The organism is Psychrobacter sp. DM8 (assembly GCF_051307025.1).
Taxonomy (GTDB): domain Bacteria; phylum Pseudomonadota; class Gammaproteobacteria; order Pseudomonadales; family Moraxellaceae; genus Psychrobacter.
In genome coordinates this window covers 2,666,264-2,685,244 of record NZ_CP195538.1, presented here as the reverse complement: position 1 = coordinate 2,685,244, position 18,981 = coordinate 2,666,264, and the positions used below count along the sequence as shown (strand labels likewise).

Sequence of the window (18,981 nt, the reverse complement as noted above, 5' to 3'; positions counted from 1 at the left end):
TGCAATATATTGCAGGCTTTTTATAGTTATTTAAATACTAATCATTTAAACATCAAGTGTTTAAATCTTAGTTGTTATCAAGAATATAACCACCAGCACCGCCAATAGCTGCGCCAGCTAGTGCGCCGCGAGCGATATCTTTGCTATCGCCTTTGCTTCTGATAAGAGCACCAGCTGCCGCGCCAGCAGTCGCGCCTTTAGCGGTGTTGCTTGCATTACCAAAAGGACCTGAGTTACAGCCCGTCATGACGAGTGCTGAGCTGACCATTGCTGTCATTGCCATAGATTTAGCGAATTTCATAATATTACCTCTCAAAGTATCAAAATTAAAGTACAAAGCTTATCATGATAATAAGCTTGTATTCACTATAGCCAATAGTAGCTGCTAACCTTCTCTTTAGTCGTAGTAAAAACGCTACTCTTTGCTAATAGGCTGTAAGTGTTGTTTCCAGTATGTGTCGCATGCAGGTAGCCTAAACTTAAAAAAAGGACTGCAGCAAGCAATCCTTTTTAGTTACGCTTTGATGCATAGACGTAGCCACTTAGCTTTGTGGTTTACGCTTCATCTTGTCAAAGAACTCATCGTTGGTTTTGACTTCTTTTAGGCGATCTAATAAGAACTCAGTCGCTTGCACGCCGTCCATAGGTTGGAGTAGTTTGCGTAATATCCAAACCTTGCGCAGCATGTCCTCATCCATCAAGCGCTCTTCGCGGCGGGTGCCTGATTTTTTGATATTAATCGCTGGGAAGACACGTTTTTCAGCCAAATCACGCTCAAGGGTAATCTCTTGGTTACCCGTACCCTTAAACTCCTCAAAGATAACACTGTCCATCTTGCTACCCGTATCGATAAGAGCAGTTGAGATGATAGTCAAGCTGCCGCCTTCTTCGATATTTCGCGCTGCACCAAAAAAGCGTTTTGGGCGCTCAAGCGCATTGGCATCAAGACCACCAGTGAGCACTTTGCCTGATGACGGAATAACGGTGTTATAAGCGCGGGCCAGACGAGTAATCGAATCGAGCAAAATGACTACGTCTTGTTTGTGCTCAACCAAACGTTTGGCTTTTTCGATGACCATATCAGCGACTTGAACGTGGCGCTGTGGCGGCTCATCAAAGGTTGATGCCACAACTTCACCGCGTACTGTACGCTCCATCTCTGTCACTTCCTCCGGACGTTCATCGATTAAGAGTACGATCAAATAGCATTCAGGATTGTTGCGTGTGATGGATTGGGCGATAGATTGTAACAGTACCGTTTTACCCGCTTTTGGTGGGGCGACGATAATAGAGCGCTGGCCTTTACCAATAGGGGCGATTAGATCAATCATACGACCGGTCAGATCTTCGGTAGTACCATTACCAAGCTCAAGCTTGAGCTGCTCGGTTGGAAATAGTGGGGTTAAATTCTCAAAGATAAGCTTGTGACGTGAGCGATCTGGAGTATCAAAGTTGATTTCGCCGACTTTTAATAAGGCAAAATAACGCTCAGAATCCTTTGGTGGACGAATAGTACCTGCGATACTATCACCAGTCTTTAGACTGAATCTGCGGATCTGGCTAGGGCTGACATAAATATCATCAGGTCCTGCCAAATAAGAGCCCTCAGAGGAGCGCAAAAAGCCAAAACCGTCTGGAAGCACTTCTAAAACGCCATCACCATAAATGGCTTCGCCGTTTCTAGCATGAGTCTTTAAGATAGCAAAGATAATGTCTTGTTTGCGGCTACGCGCCATATTATCAAGACCCATCTCTTTGGCGATAGCCAACAGCTCGGCGATTGATTTTTTCTTTAATTCAGTTAAATTCATAGAGAGGTCATTAGCAGTTTATCGAGCGGGAGGGCCAGATGTGGCGTAGTCCGCAAAGTTGATTAAAGCAAGAGTAGTATAGCGATATCATGCACAAAATAAGCGTTTGGGGCTATAGCATATAAGAAGTATTAGAGTACAGCGTATAAAAGCTAGGCAATAGAAAATAGATGAGAGTCTATAGCAGAGCTCAATTGTCGTCGTAGGTATTATTTTGTATTGATTGCTGGTCATAAAGACAGCGGTGTTTTGTGGTAACAACACGAAGAGAATAACGATAAGGAACCTAGAAAAACGGCTGCGTTTCTCTTGTCAGCAGACTATACGGTTAATGGCAGGGTATTGTCAATTATTTTTGCTAAAAAAGTCTTATAATCCATTTTTTTGTATAAAAGACAACCAAAAAGCCATTATCTATGACAGATAATGGCTTTTTTATAAATTAACGATGCAGCTAATAATAAGATTATAGATGCTTGTCTAATACTTTGGCCAGCTCGCCTTTAGGCTGCAGACCCATCACTGAGTCTACTTTTTCGCCGTCTTTAAAGACAAATAGCGTTGGAATGTTGCGAATACCAAAACGGCTCGCCGCTTGTGGGTTATTATCAACATCCACCTTAACGATTTTGACTTTGCCTTCGTATTCGCTTGCCAAGTCTTCTAAGATAGGGGCGATCGCTTTACAAGGACCGCACCAAGTGGCCCAAAAATCAACAAGTACAGGGACGTCGGCTTGCAATACATCTTGATCAAAATTGGCATCGGTAGTGTTTACGATTAGGTCTGACATAATATTCTCTCTTATTTTATTATCGGTAAAATCATCTAAGATGGTGATTAAGTAATCAGTAGAGTGATGACTTATAATATGTAATAGGCTAGTTATATTAGCATGTTTGCACATTCTTGACAGACACAAGTAGGTTGAATTGGCTAACAATTACTATTGATACAATAAATCGAAACACAAAAGTACAGGTTGTATGCTGTCTGTCACGCATTGCCTTATCTTTTATATTAATTCTCAAATATCATGTACTTTATATTATCTTTAATCTCTCAATACAAGTAACTGACCTTTATGTTTTTCTCTGATGCTAGTATCGCTGCGCTTAATGCGCAAGAAATCGCCTATCCGCCTGAATTTTTTCAACAATTTGCCAATGACGTTACTGTCTATGAGGACGATGATATTTGGGTAGTGGACAAGCCCGCTGGACTATTGAGTGTCGATGGTAAGACATTAAAGGTGAGTTTGCTTGCCAGACTTGAGCGCGCCAATCCTGCGGTAAAGCTCATTCATAGACTAGATATGGATACCTCAGGTCTACTGATATTTGCCAAAAACGCGGCTGCGCAGACGCATATTAGTAAGCAGTTTATTGAGCGCTTACCGCAAAAAAAGTATCAAGCTAGGGTGTTTGGCAAGTGGCAAGAGGTCGGTGCAAAAGGCGAGATATCAGCGCCTGTTCGCTATGAGCCAACGCTCAAGCCGCGCCATATCGTCGATCGTGACTGGCCAAAACATGCGCTGACCCTATATGAGGTGTTGGATTTTGAGGTATGTCAGGGGCAGACAGTCACTCGAGTCGCACTCAAACCCGTGACAGGTCGCAGTCATCAGTTGCGCGTGCATATGGTGCATGTCGGTCACGTCATTATCGGTGATCCTATCTATGCCGAAGGCTCAGCGCTAACTGTTGCGCCAAGGCTCAATCTTCATGCCGAGCATCTGCGCCTAAAGCATCCTGTCCTAGGCGCTTGGATGGATTGGGAGAGTCCAAGTCCTTTTTAAAGTGTTGCATGCAGATACTCTTTATCTGTAATTACAAAGACTATGCCAAAAACAACAATAAGGTTTAAACGATGACAGCGATATTTAAAAGAATAAAGAATCAAAAAAAGGCAGCGCTAGCAGCAGATTATGATGTACTGATCATTGGCGCTGGCATCGCAGGTATCGATATGGCTTGCCGCTTACAGCAAGCGAAAAATAAACCTCTGTTTCGCCCAAAGTCTACAAAAAAGAGCAAGCAGCAAGCAAAGGTAACACAGCGCTTTATAGTGTTAGAAAAGCGCGCTGATCTAGGCGGGACGTGGGATTTATTTACTTACCCAGGTATCCGCTCCGACTCTGATGCGCTAACCTTTGGCTATAGTTTTCGGCCTTGGCTGGATCATAGAGTACTGGCTAAGGGCCGTGATATTAAAGCGTATCTAGCCAGAACGGCACGCGAGTTCAATGTCACCGAGCACATCCGCTATCAACACGAGGTCAGACAATTATCTTGGTCAAGTGAGGATCAACTGTGGTCTGTCATTATTAAGAACCATGTGGACGGTAACGTATTTACTTTGAGCGCAAAGTTCGTCGTCGGTGCTACAGGCTACTATGATTATGAGCAGGGATATCGACCACACTTCAAAAATGAAGAGGACTTCAAAGGTCAAATCGTACATCCGCAGCACTGGCAAGATACTGATTATGACGATAAGAAAATCGTTATCATCGGTAGCGGGGCGACGGCGATGACGTTGCTACCTGCGCTAGTGGACGAAAATAGTGCGCAAAGCGCGCGTCATGTCACTATGCTACAGCGCTCGCCAACTTATGTGGCAAGTGTGCCAGGGGATGATCATGGTATTGATTGGCTATCTGGTAGATTCTCACCGCTCTCAAAGGAGCAGGCTTATAAAGTACTGCGCACGCGTAATATCGTCAGGCAGCGCAGCCTATATGAGCTGGCTGTTCGCGCGCCTGAATTTATGAAATCACTGCTAAAAAAGGGCGCGCAAAAAGAGCTAGAAGGTAGCGATGTCGATATTGCGCATTTTATGCCCAAATATAATCCGTGGGATGAGCGCCTATGTGCGGTGCCAGACGGTGATTTGTTTCAAGCGCTGCGCCGTGATAGCGCCACTATCGTCACCGACCAAATCAGCCACTTTACCCAGACAGGTATTGCACTGCTATCAGGTGAGCACTTAGATGCTGATATTATCATTACAGCAACAGGACTAAATCTACAAGTATTGGGCGGGGCGGCGCTATATATCGATGGGCAAGTGGTTGATGTCGGCTCGCGCATGACGTACAAAGCGGTGATGTTAGAGGGGATACCCAATATGGCAGTGATGTTCGGCTATACCAATGCGTCGTGGACGCTTAAGATAGATTTGGCCTGCCAGTATGTTATTAGGCTGCTCAGTTATATGAGTCGTCATCGCTATCAAGTCGTCTGTGCTCAGGCAGATAGCAAAGTAAAAATACAGCCTGATACCGTACTTGGCTCTCTCTTAGCAGGCTACGTCAAGCGCGCCAAAGACAAGCTACCCAAACAAGGGAATCGTTATCCTTGGCGCGTGACTAATAATTATGTAACCGATCGGGTGATGCTAAAATATCGTCGTATCAAGGATGACTGGTTACACTTTAATCGCTAATATTCTTCGATAAAATCAGCGACTTGTTTACTCAAAATTTGCCACAGCATCTTTTGTGCGCTCTCGCTGCCCCAAGCGTTATGCGGGCTAAAGATCACGCGTGGGTGCTCGCTTAGACCTAGTAGCGGATCATTATCGGCGATAGGCTCCTCTTCGAACACATCGCTTGCATAACCGATAATTTGCTCATTATTAATGGCAGTAGCGAGGGCCTGACTGTCGACAATACCGCCGCGCGCTACATTAACGAGTAGGGGCTTGCGGGTCATTTTTGTGAGTGTATCTGCATTGATCAAATGCTGGGTGTCTTCGTTTAATGGACAATGCAAACTAATCACGTCAGCTCTAGCTAAAACATCATCAAAAGCCGTATATTCCTGACTTCGAGGCGTGCGCCCTTGATGCTCAGCCCACAGCACGGTCATTCCAAAGGCGCGAGCAATCTCACTCACGCGTTTGCCGATAGTACCAACGCCAATGATACCTAGTGTTTTATCTTCTAAATCGATAAGCGGTATATCGAGCAGACAAAAATTACCGTCATCACGCCATGTGCCATCAGCGACTTTTTGATGATAATGAAGACTTGCACGCATAGCGTTTAGCATCAGCATAAAGGTGTGTTCAGGTACGCTTTTGACTGCGTAACCGGCGACATTATAAAGCGTCACGTTATGGGTATCACAAGCGTCTTGATCGACGTTATTCATACCCGTAGCCGTCAGTTGAATGAGCTTTAGGTGAGATAAACGACTAATAACCTCAGCATTGATTTGCACCTTGTTGGTTAAGATAATGTCCGCATCTTGGCAGCGCTCAATGATGATAGAGGCGTCCGCTGGCGTATTGTCATAAGTAATATAGTCGCTGACGCCTGTCGGTGCGGGCAAGTCGATACCTTCAGAGAAGGTACCTTTGTCTAAAAAAACAGCTTTCATACAGGTTCCTTATTTATTATTAATTTATCATTATTAAGCTTGGTTTAGTAGGCCTTAATGTAGCATGGCTGACATAAAACGAAAAATTCAAAATCGTATAGCTATAGAGATTTTATAGTAGTAGATTGTCTAAAAAGCTATTTAACCGACCAGTAATACTCCTTATAGATATGCTCTTGAAAACGCAATACTGCGCACTCATCTAGCCGCTAACGCTATATAATGATGAGCCATTTTGACACAAGCAAATATTTCATTTTTTACCTTATAAGTCTTGTTCGCAAAAATAGCCGCCATCATCTACTATTTATTACTCAAGTACAAAAGATACCGCCTTATGACTATGACGACCGCTGCATTACACAGTACCGAATTTGCCGTTGGCCAACGCTACCTATCTGATACCGAGTCTGAGCTTGGGTTAGGGGTGGTCATCGACCTCGATGATCGCTGCGTGCATATCTTGTTTCCACAAAGCGAGGAGACGCGCGTCTATGCCAAAAACTCTGCACCGCTATCGCGCGTGGTGTTTAAAGTCGGCGATAGTATCTGCGATCAAGACGGCAAAACCTATACGGTAAATCGTGTGGATGAAGTGATGGGCGTGCTCAAATATGGTGTTGAGGATAATAGCGAGGGCGCAATCAAGCCTATTATGGAAACCCGTCTTGCCGCCAATATCACTCTTGCTAAGCCCCTTGAGCGTCTGCTCGCAGGGCGCATTGAGCGCGGAGATTGGTACGAGCTGCGCCAAGATATCTTGCGTATGCAAGCGGCGCTGGCAGGTCACCCGCTCAAAGGCTTGATGGGGGCGCGCGTCGACATTATTGAGCATCAGCTTTACATCGCGCACGAAGTCGGCAAACGTATCGCGCCGCGTGTCCTGCTCGCTGATGAGGTGGGACTGGGTAAAACCATTGAAGCGGGACTCATCATCCATCAGCAGCTGCTCACAGGAAAAGCTGAGCGCGTGCTCATCCTTGTGCCTGATAGTTTGCAGTATCAGTGGATGATTGAGCTGCGCCGCCGCTTTAACTTGAACTTTGCGCTGTTTGATTTGGTGCGTACGGCGGCGATTAAAGAGCATGACCCTGAGCAAAACGTCTTTGCTACCGAGCAATGTATTATCGCGGGTATGGATCTGCTACTAGATCACCCTGACTTGTATGATCAAGCGATGGAAGCTGGGTTTGACCTATTGGTCGTTGATGAGGCGCATCACTTGCACTGGGACGAGACGCAGGGTGGCAATGAAAAATACGACCTAATCGCAGATTTCGCCGAAGAGACGCCTGGGGTGATGTTACTCACCGCCACGCCTGAGCAATTGGGCGCGCAGAGTCACTTTGCCCGTTTGCGTCTGCTTGATCCTGATCGTTTTGATGATCTAGACGAGTTTATCGCAAGTCAAAGCGCTTTTGCTCAAACAGCTGCCGTTGCTGGCGTGCTCATAGAAGATAAGCCGCTAAGTGATAATCAAATTACTGCGCTGAGTCAGTTATTAGATATCAGTCTCGATGAGCTTGCGCCTATTAACGACGATGATAAGCTGCGCACGCACGCACTAAATGAGCTATTAGATCGTCACGGTACAGGGCGTATTTTGTTTCGCAATACTCGTGAAAGCGTTAAAGGCTTTCATGGTCGTAGCAGCCAAGCACATCCGCTGCCACTGCCTGAGGCTTGGGTGGATAGCTACCAGACGACTGGTAAGTTACGTGAGCAGCTGTGGGGCGAGGAAAATCAGCCCGATGGCGGCTGGCTTGAGGATGATCCGCGTGTGCCGTGGCTTATTGATATTTTAAAAGGTGCGCTCAAACAACAAAAAGTGCTCCTTATCGCCCGTAGCGGTGCTACCGTCGAGAGCTTAGAGGCCGTATTGCGCCTGCATGCCGGTATCAAGACGGCTATCTTTACTGAGCAGATGACGCTACTTGAGCGCGATCAAGCCGCTGCCTTCTTCGCTGATAGCGAGGGCGCGCAGATACTCCTGTGCTCTGAGATTGGCTCCGAGGGACGTAACTTTCAGTTTGCAAGTGATTTGATCTTATGGGACTTACCCGCCAATCCAGATACGCTCGAGCAGCGCATTGGTCGCTTGGATCGTATTGGACAAACACAGCAAATCATGCTGCATATCCCTTATGTAGAGGGCACCGCGCAAGAGCGTTTGTATCAGTGGTATAACGACGCGCTCAATATGTTTAGCCAGATATCACCGACAGCACAAAGCGTACAAGAGCAATATATAGCTCAGCTTAAACCGCTGTTAGAAGGGGCGGATACTGCGGACAACCGCGCCAGACTGCAAACGCTTATTACCGATGCTAAGCAGCTGCGCCTGGGACTTGAGGCGCAATTACAGGCGGGTCGTGATCGCTTGCTTGAGTACAACTCGTGCCGTCCTCGCGTTGCTGGGCGTATCGCAAGCGCCATGCATGAGTTTGATGGACATAATCTATTGCCGCAATTTATCGAGCGCTTCTTTGCCTCAGCTAATATCGATCATAATATTCAGCGCGATGGCTCGTGGGTGATTGCGCCTATCGATAGCACTGAGATCAGTGACTATATCGATGGTCTACCGCTTGGTGATGAAGACGGTATGAGCTTGACCTTTGAGCGTGAGCAGGCGCTTGTGCGTGAAGATATCGAATTTATCACTCATGAGCATCCACTCATGCAAGCCATCTATGAGCTGGCGAGCACCAGCACCTTTGGTAATACCACGGTTGCGATGCTAAAAAGCAATGCTATGCCGCAAGGTATGGTAATGCTGGAGGTTAACTTTCGCGTAGAGGCGATTGCGCCCAAACTATTGAACTTGCCGGCGACATTGACCACGCAAAACATTCGTGTATTTATCAGTGAACAAGGCAGTGATCTATCCGCGCGTATCAGTAGTGATATGATCATGCCGCATATTGAGCGTTTGGACAAAAACCGCGCCCGCCAAGTCATCAAGGTACGCGGCGATATCATTGAGCAGCGCTATTATGAAGCTGAAGAGATTGCACGTAATCAGCTCGGGGAGATCGGCGCGCAGGCAAGTGCACGTTTTAGCCAGCAGTGGACGCGTGAGATCAAACGCCTAAAACACCTACAAACCATCAATCCAAATGTGCGACCAAGCGAAATCGAGCGCCTAGAGCAACTCCAAGCGCAAGGTGAGCAAGCACTGGCAAACTTGTCTTTGGTGCCTGATTCTATTCGCGTACTAGTCGCAGTCAAACCTTAAGTAGAAGATAGAGAATATTAAAAACGATACTATTGTTACCAAAATAAGAACACGGCCTAGTCAGGTTTATACTAATGACTAGTCTTTTAGTCAGTGGTCAAATCCATTAGTATTGGTTACTATACTTGGTTTTGACGGACTAGCAGTAGGTAGTGCTGGCGTCGCAGTATTCTCGAAGGCCGATAGTGGTCAGCAGAAAAAAAGGAAATGTATCGTCATGCCTGATCATGCAAAACTTATAGATGAGTTGCTAGAGACTGTCGCCTTAACTGAGGTCAGTCCTGATGTATTTGAAGGTAAAAGCCACGATTATGTTGGCTCTCGTATTTTTGGCGGGCAAGTGCTCGCGCAGGCGATTATGGCGGCCGCGCATACCTTAGGCGAAGACAAGCCTTGTCACTCATTGCATGGGTATTTTTTGCGTGGCGGTGATATCAATCAGTCGGTCATCTATCAAGTGCGCCGTCTGCGTGATGGTCGCAGTCTATCTGCGCGTGAAGTCACCGCTATTCAGTACAAAGAGGTCAAAGGCCGTGCGCCTGTTGAGCAAGTTATCTTTTCGATGATTGCCTCGTTCTCACCGATGGAGGGAGGGCTTGAGTATCAAGAGGATATGCCTGTGTATCCGCCGCCTGAGGATTTGCTCTCGGAGCAAGATCTCAAAGAAGAATACGTCGGCAAAGTGCCAGAGGCGCTCAAAGCGCGTTTTATGCGTCGTCGTCATGTCGAGATTAAACAAGTCAAACCGCGTGATCCTATCAACCCTGAACCGTCCAAACCCAAACAAGCAAACTGGCTACGTATCCGCGAGCTTGGTAATCAGCCTATTGCGATTCAGCAGGCACTACTCGCATTCTCATCAGATTTTTATCTGGTAGGTACCGGGCTCATGTCGCATGGCGTCAGCTTTATGACTAAAGGCTTGCAAGCGGCTAGTATTGATCACTCCATGCATTTTCACCGTCCGTTTGATCTCAATAATTGGCTGCTTTATGACATGTGGAGTGATACCACCTCTAATGCTAAAGGTCTCAATCACGGTCAGTTCTGGCAAGATGGCAGTCTCATTGCCACCGTTCAGCAAGAAGGACTCATGCGTCTGCGAGTACCAAAGTCCTAAAGGCTTTATGTATAGTAAATACTAAATAAAACAGATAAATTTAATTTTAACGCGCAACTGATATCAATTTTCCTTGCGTGCTGTGTCTACGCTGCTCGATGCTGCGCAAAATTAATATCAGTTACGCCGTATTGTTTTTACAATGGACTGACTATACTCCAATAATTTTAGAGTGTGGGCTGGATTTTTTAGACTAGCTTAGTCCTTCATAATCTTTATCATAGCGCGCGGTAGTCCTAGACTATCTTGCGCTTTTTGTTTATCTAGCCACTTAAAGTCTATATTTGCTGCACTAAGTTTATCGTTTAAATCGATGATTTGCGTCAGGTTGATGTCAAGTTTTTGCGGCTGTAAATACCAGTGAAAATGGGTCAAAGAGTGTTTAATTGGCGCGTCATCTAATAAGGTATTACTCACTGATTGCGCTGCTAAGTCATTCTCTGCTAGCCATTCATTAACAATTTGCTCGGCGGTGGTAAATTCAGTCTCGTACAATTTTTCATTGCTACGCACATCTATTTTTGGCGATTGATCTTCTAACGACTTAGCTAAGTTGCTAGCCTCAACCTTCTCTACAAACTGTAGCGGTAAGCTCCACAGTCCGCCCCAAATCCCATTATCAGGGCGTTGTAGCCATAATATCTCGCCATTCTCGTTTTTAATCAATAACGCATTACTAAACTTGCTGGGTTTGGGCTGTTTTTTGGCTTTGACCGGATAATCCGTTTCGCGACCTTGAGCGTGCGCGATACAGTCCGTCTTTAACGGGCATAACGAGCAAGCAGGACTACGGCGCACGCATAACGTTGCGCCCATATCCATCATCGCTTGCGCAAAGAGACCTGACTCCTCCTTTGGCGTTAAGCGCATCGCTAAAGCCCACAGCTCTTTGGTGGTGGCGGATTTGGTAATATCACCGTCTATACCAGCCCAGCGCGTCAGTACCCGTTTGACATTACCATCACAGATCACACCATATTTATGGAGTCCCATCGCCATAATCGCGCCAGCCGTTGACGGACCAACCCCTGATATTGCCTCCCAACCCTCTAGAGTTTGCGGATAACTGCCAGTCTTATCGATAACCTCAACCAATTGCTTCGCGCCTTTGTGCAAATTACGCGCGCGTGCATAGTAGCCCATACCTGCCCAATGCTCAGCGATCACCTCCCAGTCCGCTGCCGCTAAATCATGTACTGTCGGAAACGAGTCCATAAAACGCGCAAAGTAAGGCAGGACAGTCTTCACTTGCGTTTGCTGGAGCATGACTTCTGATAGCCAAACGATATAAGGATTGGGCGTGTCGGTTTGATGCTGTTGCCAAGGCAAGTCGTGGCGACCGTTGGTTTCAAACCAATTGAGTAGGCGCGGCGCGAAGGTGTTTAGAGCGGTAACAGGCTGAGAGAAGGGAGTAGGCAAGCGTATTCCTTGTAAAGCAAAATAGTATTTTGTAGGTGATGACTAAGGTCATTTATGGGGTTTAGGAAGGATTGCTACAAGGATGCATTAGATGGAACAGACGGATGAAATTTGCCTACTTTAGTGCTCTAATATATTATTTTATAAAGTATCATTAATGCTTATAAATACGACTTCATCTATAAATAACTTGAGGCACAATATGACATTATTTAAAATCTCCTTACTACAAAAATTTATTGTTTTTCTAGTAACAGCAATGTTGTCTTTATCAGCTATGGCGTTAGATTTTGACAAAACTCAACGATTAGCCAATCAAGGAGACGCGATTGCTCAAAATGATTTGGGCATTATGTACGAGAGTGGCGAAGGTATACGCCAAGATTATGCTAAAGCTGCTAAATGGTATGAGCAAGCAGCTAATCAAGGTGATGCTTATGCTCAAAATAATTTGGGTTTTATGTACGAACATGGCAAAGGTGTACGACAAAACTATTCAAGAGCAATTAAGTTATATCAGAAAGCTGCTAATCAAGATAATGCTCTTGCTCAATACAACTTAGGCTTTATGTATGAAAATGGTAAGGGCGTGCGTCAAAACTATGTGAAGGCAGTCGAATGGTATCAAAAAGCGGCTAGTCAAGGAGATTCTCTTGCACAGAATAATTTAGGTTTTATGTATGGAACTAGCAAAGGGGTTCAACAGGATTACACTAGGGCCTTTGATTGGTATGAAAAAGCGGCTATTCAAAATCATCCTAATGCTCAATACAATTTAGGTATGATGTATGAAAATGGTAGAGGTGTGCGTCAAGATTATACAAAAGCTGTTAAATGGTATCAAAAATCAGCTAATCAAGGAGCCGCTCTTGCGCAAAATAACTTAGGATTTATGTATGACAAGGGTAAAGGAGTACGGCAAGATCATAGTATAGCTAAAGAATGGTTTGGTAAAGCTTGTGATAATGGTGAACAGATGGGTTGCGATAACTATCGAATATTAAATGAGAGATAGTAGACGCTAGTACCCTGTATTAACTATAAATACAATCATTAGTGCACTTATACGGCAAAAATTGAGAACATATTCATAGTAAATGACGAAGTAGCACGCTACATTTACGGTCGATAGTGAAAAAATTGCGATGTCACCGCTAGCCCCGATTGGAGCGGATATACTGACGGTTTGGGTGAGCTGCAATAGCTAGGTTTTGAGGAGGCTACGCGGAGCAAGAGACACATCAAACCTAAGCTAGTGCCTCACACAGACTGGCAGATAGTAGTGAAAAGCGGGAGTGGCTACTTTGTTAAAATTATCCTTTAAAGCTACTTCCGATTCTTGCGCGCACGCTTCTTACGTAAACGCTTTTCTTCTAGTTTGGCTTCTTTTTTCGCTTCTGCTTGTGCGCGTAACTCCTCTACTAATAATAGCTCCGCCTCGCGCATTTTTGGGGTCTCAAGCGTAATATGGCCCAGCGTGCCACTGCGCAGCTCATTGACCAAAATCTCAGACATACGGTAAGTATCAACGATGCCGCCTTTTTTTAGTAGACCTCGGTTGTGTCCTGCAACCTCAAAAAACTCCCAATCGGTTTGCGGTAAATCCTCAATCTTATAGCGCTCTTTGAGCAGATCAGGATAGGCTTTGAGCAAATACTCAGCGGTGTAACCTGCCACATCAGCGAAGTCAAACGCGGTATCCTTGATGCCGCCTGTAGCTGCCAAGCGATAGCCTGAATTTGGGTTTTCAATCTTTGGCCAGAGCATGCCGGGCGTATCATAGAGCATGATGTCGTCATCGATTTTGATGAGCTGCTGCGACTTGGTAACAGCAGGTTCATCGCCCGTTTTGGCAATGCTGCGCCCCGCAAGAGCGTTAATCAGTGTCGATTTACCCACGTTGGGTATGCCCATAATAAGCACCTTGATTTGCCTGCCTGTGCCTGCTTTATTGGGCATTAATTGCTTACATAGCTGTACGATGCGTTTGACTTCGCTAGATTTGTTATCGTCACAAGCGATGGCTTTGACTTGATCTTGACTCTCTAAATACTCAATCCATGCTTGCGTCTGATTGGGGTCGGCAAGGTCGGCTTTATTCAGGATTTTGATGACCGGTTTTTGTCCCCGTAGCGCTGCTACCATTGGGTTTTCGCTACTGTAAGGAATGCGCGCGTCGATGACCTCGATGACCACATCCATCTCTGGCATGATCTCTTTGATCTCGTTACGGGCTTTGTTCATGTGTCCTGGGAACCACTGAATGCTTGGGTTATTCATCGAGACAACAGCCTTGTAGTTAATATTTTTAAAGACGTTTAGTTTACTACATCGCGCACATCATGTTGCTCTAAATCAAGGCGCTAGAGTATTCTCACTCTCATCAGGTGGCAGCGGCGCAAGATAACCGATAAGCAGTATCAAACTGCCTGCGCCGATAAAGGAGATAACGCGCCAAATCGCCTCGGTCTGCGATAGATCGACGAGGACGAGTTTGAGCACCACAACGCCTAACAAGCCAATACCCATAAACCAAAGCGTACGATGCCAGCCGCGACTGGCGATAATAGTGGCAAGTAGGGCAAGGAGCGTCCAAAGAATGGTCAAGCCCGTTTGTACTTGCTCGCTTTGCCACGCGCCTATAGGCTGATAATCCCAAAGCGGCGTACCGATAAAGGCGTGTAGCGTTCTGATGAGCATACTAGAGATGACCGAAAAGCTAATAAGTCCCAAAATCACGAGTAACGGTCTGCTCATAAAAGGGGTGATAGAAGAGTTATCAGCGTTTTGTGGATAATCGTTTTGACTTAAATAATAAGCCAGCCCGCTATAAGCTAAGATAAGCCATAACGTTACATCGTATAAATTAAACAGCGGTACATAAGGCAGATTCCAAATTACCCCGTCGTAAGAGAGGTTAGTTATGATGACCCAAAGCAAGGTTAACGGTGCAAATATCACCGCGCAGCCTATCAAAGCGTCATGCCAATCAAACCAATAAATAGGCGCTACTATTTTATCACCACGGTTTTTACTACTCTGTAAGGCGACTATTATCAGCGCAGTCATCAGACCAATCGGCACTAGTAAAGTGATAACGCCGTGCGAGCTGGGCAGATAATAATGAACAGCAGCGGTTAGTACCAAAATACCGGTACCCAGCCAACTGGCATCATGATAAGGCGAGCGTTGAGTGATAGCTGTGCTCTGATGATTATCGGTTGCATCATCATGCCACGTCTTTAACCATAGCTGCCCCGCAACTAGCCAACCTATGAGTAATAAGGCAAAAATGAGCCAATGCGGCGGCGTCCAAACAGTATTAAACTCAAACTTTTGCGGCAGTTGCAAAATAAGCATCGCATAAAACACGATTAGCAGTCCGTGAGTGAGCTGCCTAATCTCTCGCCACCCGTGATAACGGTTGACGAGCCAATAAACGCTCAGGCTAAATAACGCCGAGAGCGCAATGATAGTCGTCGTCGCCAATGACCAGTCGCCAAGCCATTGATCAATATCAAGCATCAATACATAAAGTGCCCAGATAACGGCAGTCAGCGTCAAAAACCGTATCAGTAGCGGACTGCGCCACACCAGATTAAAGGCTATGCTTTGGCTATTGATAGTGCTCAGCCATTGACTAGCGGCCTGAGTGCTGATGCCGATCCGCCGCGCGTATGTCGATGCCAAATCAAAATCAGTATTGCCAGTTGTGTTATCGCCAGTAGGCGCTATAGCACTATCCAAAATGGCAGGCGAGTTGCTAGCGCGTAGGATAAATACACTAGCTAGATAACTCATCGCAGAGATGCTCAGCGCTAAAGCAGGGTAGTCTTGAGATGAAAAAAATAGGTTCGTAATCAGCATGCCGATACTGATGAGCTGCAATAGTAGACCAAACAATACCGACCATGCCCGCAGGGAGCGCCGCCCAAACCATACGAGAGCCAGCCCTTGTACTGACCAGCCAAACGCAATCCACTGGGCATCTAATGCCAGCGGAATCACTAAGGCTAAAAAGCCAAACCCTAATGCCAGCATGCCCTCGGTAATGAGTGTATAACCTTGGCTACCTCGAATAAATAACCAACCTAATACGAGATAAACTGCTGCGAGGATGGCACTGGTAATCGTCAAAGCGTGTTCGATATCACCAAGCAAAGCGGCAAATAATCCAAAGGCTAATAGGGGTACACAGAACAATAATCCAGTATCTATTGAAAATAAATAATTGCCATTGAGGTTGCTGTTATTAATGTTGCTATTATCGGCACGGCTAGAGCTATCGTTATAAAGCGCTTGTTCGCTATTGGCGTTATAGCGGATGATTTGCTGCGCGTAGCGGATAACAACAAACAAGTAAAGCAATACATGCAGAGCAACTAGTAGCACCAGTGACCAGCGCTGCGTCTCGATAGTGGTGCTTAAATTCTCACTGATGCCCCAATAGCTAATACCCAAATAGTAGGCCAGCCCAAAGGTCACAATGACGCCAAACAAGTTAAGGGCTTTCCACGTGCGGTAGTGAGCAATGATGGCAATTGTCACGTTGAGCAGTAGATAGTAGCTGAATAAAGTAGTCAGACTACCCGTGTCGTTACTGGTCAAAATAGGCGCAAAAAACCCGCCAGACAAGGCGAGTAGCGCTAACGGAAAGGCGTTTTGACGTACGGCTAACAGGATGGTGATAGCGGATAATAGCCCAAGCCCGATAAAGCTTGGCAAACTTGGCAGCACGAGATAGACGCTATAGGCAAAAAAGGTCGTTAAGTACGCAATAGCCAGCCCTGCGCCTTGTAACGTAATACCATAAGCAAAACGGTTCTTCGCCAGTTTAAGCCCCAATCCTGCTAATCCTAACCCTATCACTCCGATCGCTAGGAGTTTGGACTCAATAGAGATTTCGATATAGTCACTGAGCAAGCGTAGTAGCAGTACCACGCCAACGAGCAGCACCAAAACTCCGACACGCACGACTAAATTACCACCAAAGAACCAGTTTTTAATCGAATGAAATAAGGAGGTGACAATAGGCAACGATTGCTCGTCTGGGTCTGTAACCTTTGGCGTTTTGATGAAAGTAGGGTCAGTGTGATCGTATTGAGTATCAGGATCAGATAACAGCGCGACTTGTTCGAACAACGCATCAGTTGAAGGCTCATCATTTAAATTATTAGAGTCAGTGGCTGATTGTGAAGGAGATAAAGCAGATTGCGGTAACGGTGGAGGTACGCTAGTAGCACTCAAATTGTTATCAAGGGTAGTACTTGGCGGTAAATGGCCAGCAGTATTTTTTTGCTTATTGAGCTCTATTTGCAGACGCGAGATGTCACCGCGCAATTCAAGCAGTTGCTTATTTAACTTGTTATGCAGCACAACGATGATAAGCAGCAAAATAGTAAAGCCAAACCAACCTAGCATTGCGATTACCTTTTTTGATAATAAACTAATGATGACGCTATTTTAAGATAAACACAACTTGGTAAATTTCCTTGAACTCGTTTATATACAAAATGCTGTGACACATAAAAAAACAGAGCAGGATAACCCTGCTCTGTCTTAAGAAAATGAAACCCTAGCAATTCACTTACGACAAATTAGCTTTCATAAAGTCCATCATTTTATCCCAGCTCTCATTCGCCGCTTTTTCGTTATAGCCCAAATCGATATCGTTTTTGGCAGCGCGCTCGTCCGCATGTGGGTTGGTAAAACCATGCTTGGCATTGTCATAGACATCGACAGTGTAATCGGTGCCTGCGTTGTCCATCTCTTTTTTAAAGTCCGCTACCGCATCCATAGAGATCATAGAGTCCTCTGCGCCATGAGCGACGAGTACTTTTGCGCTAAAGTTATTGTCCGCAGGTTGCTTGGGTGCCAAATTACCGTGGAAACTAGCAACGGCCTTTAATGGCATGCCTTCGCGCGCCATATCGAGGACGACTTTACCGCCAAAACAAAAGCCAATTGCGCCTAGATTGTTACCATCGACAGCCAATTGATCGCTAAAGTCATTTAAGATCAGGCGGCAACGTGACATAAGCATGTCTTGATCTGCAAGTACTTGCTCCATCCACATATTGGCCATAGCAGCATCGCCTGTCAATTTGCCTTCGCCGTATACATCCATGACCACAGCCGCATAGCCTGCTTTTGCTAAACGCTCAGCTACAGATTTTGGATGATCGACCACGCCCCACCATTCTGGCGCGACCATGATACCTGCAACTGGGTTGTCATCTGTGGCGCTCTCTGGGAGTGCTACATAGCTAATAAGCTCGACGTTGTTTTCGGTAGTGCTGATTAACTCAAAAGTCTTAATTGACATTTTATTATCCTTTTTTGTGTTATAACATTTTTAATTAAAAATCATCATTGGTTTGACCCGTACTACCTTAGCGCCCATCTCACTCAAAAACAGCTATAATACTGTAACGCTCTTTATCAAAATGCTACTACAATTTTATGACTATCAATTTACTAAGTAAAAATGCTGTGAGCTTACCTGCGCACTCAGAACCCAAGACTGAGATTTTGCGCCCACAGTTTTGGTCAACCTATAGGCTTGATGAGCTAAATCACAGCGAATGGGAGGCGCTGTGTGATGGCTGTGGTAGCTGCTGCTTGATTAAGTTTATGGACAACGGCGATGACGAAGAAGAGGTTGAGTATACCGATGTCGCTTGTAAGCTCATGGACTGCGCCACAGGCTACTGTCAGCACTACGCCACACGCCAGCATTATGTGCCTGACTGTATTCAACTCACGCCCGATAAGGTGCCGACGATGATGTGGCTGCCTGAGCACTGCGCGTATAAAAGGCTATATAAAGGGCAGGCGCTACCAGAATGGCATCTACTTCTGACCCACGATGCGGTCGCAACCCAGCAGCAAATGCGCGCGGCCAACGTGGGCGTAGCAGGGCGCTGCGTATCTGAAACGGGCATCTTGGATGAAGAGATGGAGGATCGCGTGGTAACTTGGGTGACGCCTTAGGTTTTTATTTAGTCT

General features: G+C 45.7%; 14 protein-coding genes. 6 read left to right on the top strand and 8 right to left on the bottom strand.

The window, feature by feature from the left end; genetic code table 11:
• Positions 1 to 67 precede the first annotated feature (67 nt).
• The 3 genes from ACR64J_RS11460 to trxA all read right to left on the bottom strand — a co-directional run bounded on the left by ACR64J_RS11460 (position 68) and on the right by trxA (position 2,604).
• Positions 68 to 301 carry a hypothetical protein gene (locus ACR64J_RS11460; RefSeq protein ID WP_317200083.1) on the bottom strand — a complete coding sequence of 78 codons (234 nt, stop codon included), beginning with the start codon at positions 299 to 301 and terminating at the stop codon, positions 68 to 70.
• Between the two features lie 241 nt (positions 302 to 542).
• Entirely contained in the window at positions 543 to 1,811 is a 1,269-nt protein-coding gene (rho, locus tag ACR64J_RS11455; RefSeq protein WP_317200084.1) for a transcription termination factor Rho, read from the bottom strand.
• A 466-nt stretch (positions 1,812 to 2,277) separates the two neighbouring features.
• Positions 2,278 to 2,604 carry a thioredoxin gene (gene trxA / locus ACR64J_RS11450; protein WP_317200085.1) on the bottom strand — a complete coding sequence of 109 codons (327 nt, stop codon included), beginning with the start codon at positions 2,602 to 2,604 and terminating at the stop codon, positions 2,278 to 2,280.
• A gap of 291 nt (positions 2,605 to 2,895) precedes the next feature.
• On the opposite strand from trxA, the gene ACR64J_RS11445 reads away from it, so the two are divergent.
• The gene (locus tag ACR64J_RS11445; protein WP_435949784.1) at positions 2,896 to 3,609 is read left to right on the top strand and encodes an RluA family pseudouridine synthase; all 714 of its coding nucleotides are present in this window, start codon (positions 2,896 to 2,898) and stop codon (positions 3,607 to 3,609) included.
• 71 nt (positions 3,610 to 3,680) lie between these two features.
• A complete protein-coding gene (locus ACR64J_RS11440; protein WP_435949783.1) occupies positions 3,681 to 5,258 on the top strand; it encodes a flavin-containing monooxygenase in 1,578 nt (525 codons plus the stop codon).
• On the opposite strand, the gene ACR64J_RS11435 is transcribed toward ACR64J_RS11440, so the two are convergent.
• Positions 5,255 to 6,196, bottom strand: a complete 942-nt coding sequence (locus ACR64J_RS11435; RefSeq protein ID WP_435949782.1) for a D-2-hydroxyacid dehydrogenase — start codon at positions 6,194 to 6,196, stop codon at positions 5,255 to 5,257. The genes ACR64J_RS11440 and ACR64J_RS11435 overlap by 4 nt on opposite strands.
• 343 nt (positions 6,197 to 6,539) lie before the next feature.
• On the opposite strand from ACR64J_RS11435, the gene rapA reads away from it, so the two are divergent.
• The gene (gene rapA, locus ACR64J_RS11430) at positions 6,540 to 9,434 is read left to right on the top strand and encodes an RNA polymerase-associated protein RapA (protein ID WP_435951072.1); all 2,895 of its coding nucleotides are present in this window, start codon (positions 6,540 to 6,542) and stop codon (positions 9,432 to 9,434) included.
• A 217-nt stretch (positions 9,435 to 9,651) separates the two neighbouring features.
• Entirely contained in the window at positions 9,652 to 10,554 is a 903-nt protein-coding gene (locus ACR64J_RS11425) for an acyl-CoA thioesterase (protein WP_435949781.1), read from the top strand.
• Between the two features lie 198 nt (positions 10,555 to 10,752).
• Here the strand turns inward: ACR64J_RS11425 and mutY are convergent, their stop codons facing one another.
• The gene (gene mutY, locus ACR64J_RS11420; RefSeq protein ID WP_435949780.1) at positions 10,753 to 11,973 is read right to left on the bottom strand and encodes an A/G-specific adenine glycosylase; all 1,221 of its coding nucleotides are present in this window, start codon (positions 11,971 to 11,973) and stop codon (positions 10,753 to 10,755) included.
• A 202-nt stretch (positions 11,974 to 12,175) separates the two neighbouring features.
• Between mutY and ACR64J_RS11415 the strand changes: the two genes are divergently transcribed.
• Entirely contained in the window at positions 12,176 to 12,988 is an 813-nt protein-coding gene (locus ACR64J_RS11415) for a tetratricopeptide repeat protein (RefSeq protein ID WP_435949779.1), read from the top strand.
• Positions 12,989 to 13,299: 311 nt separating this feature from the next.
• Here the strand turns inward: ACR64J_RS11415 and ylqF are convergent, their stop codons facing one another.
• The 3 genes from ylqF to ACR64J_RS11400 form a co-directional block, all read right to left on the bottom strand.
• Positions 13,300 to 14,253 (bottom strand): ribosome biogenesis GTPase YlqF, encoded by a 954-nt coding sequence (gene ylqF / locus ACR64J_RS11410; protein ID WP_435949778.1) that lies wholly within the window; start codon positions 14,251 to 14,253, stop codon positions 13,300 to 13,302.
• A 75-nt stretch (positions 14,254 to 14,328) separates the two neighbouring features.
• Entirely contained in the window at positions 14,329 to 17,394 is a 3,066-nt protein-coding gene (locus ACR64J_RS11405) for a DUF2339 domain-containing protein (protein ID WP_435949777.1), read from the bottom strand.
• 166 nt (positions 17,395 to 17,560) lie between these two features.
• Positions 17,561 to 18,298: a dienelactone hydrolase family protein gene (locus ACR64J_RS11400; RefSeq protein ID WP_435949776.1), complete on the bottom strand. Its 738-nt coding sequence runs from the start codon at positions 18,296 to 18,298 to the stop codon at positions 17,561 to 17,563.
• A gap of 137 nt (positions 18,299 to 18,435) precedes the next feature.
• Between ACR64J_RS11400 and ACR64J_RS11395 the strand changes: the two genes are divergently transcribed.
• On the top strand, positions 18,436 to 18,966 hold the full coding sequence (locus tag ACR64J_RS11395; protein WP_435949775.1) for a YcgN family cysteine cluster protein: 531 nt from the start codon (positions 18,436 to 18,438) through the stop codon (positions 18,964 to 18,966).
• Positions 18,967 to 18,981: the final 15 nt, after the last annotated feature.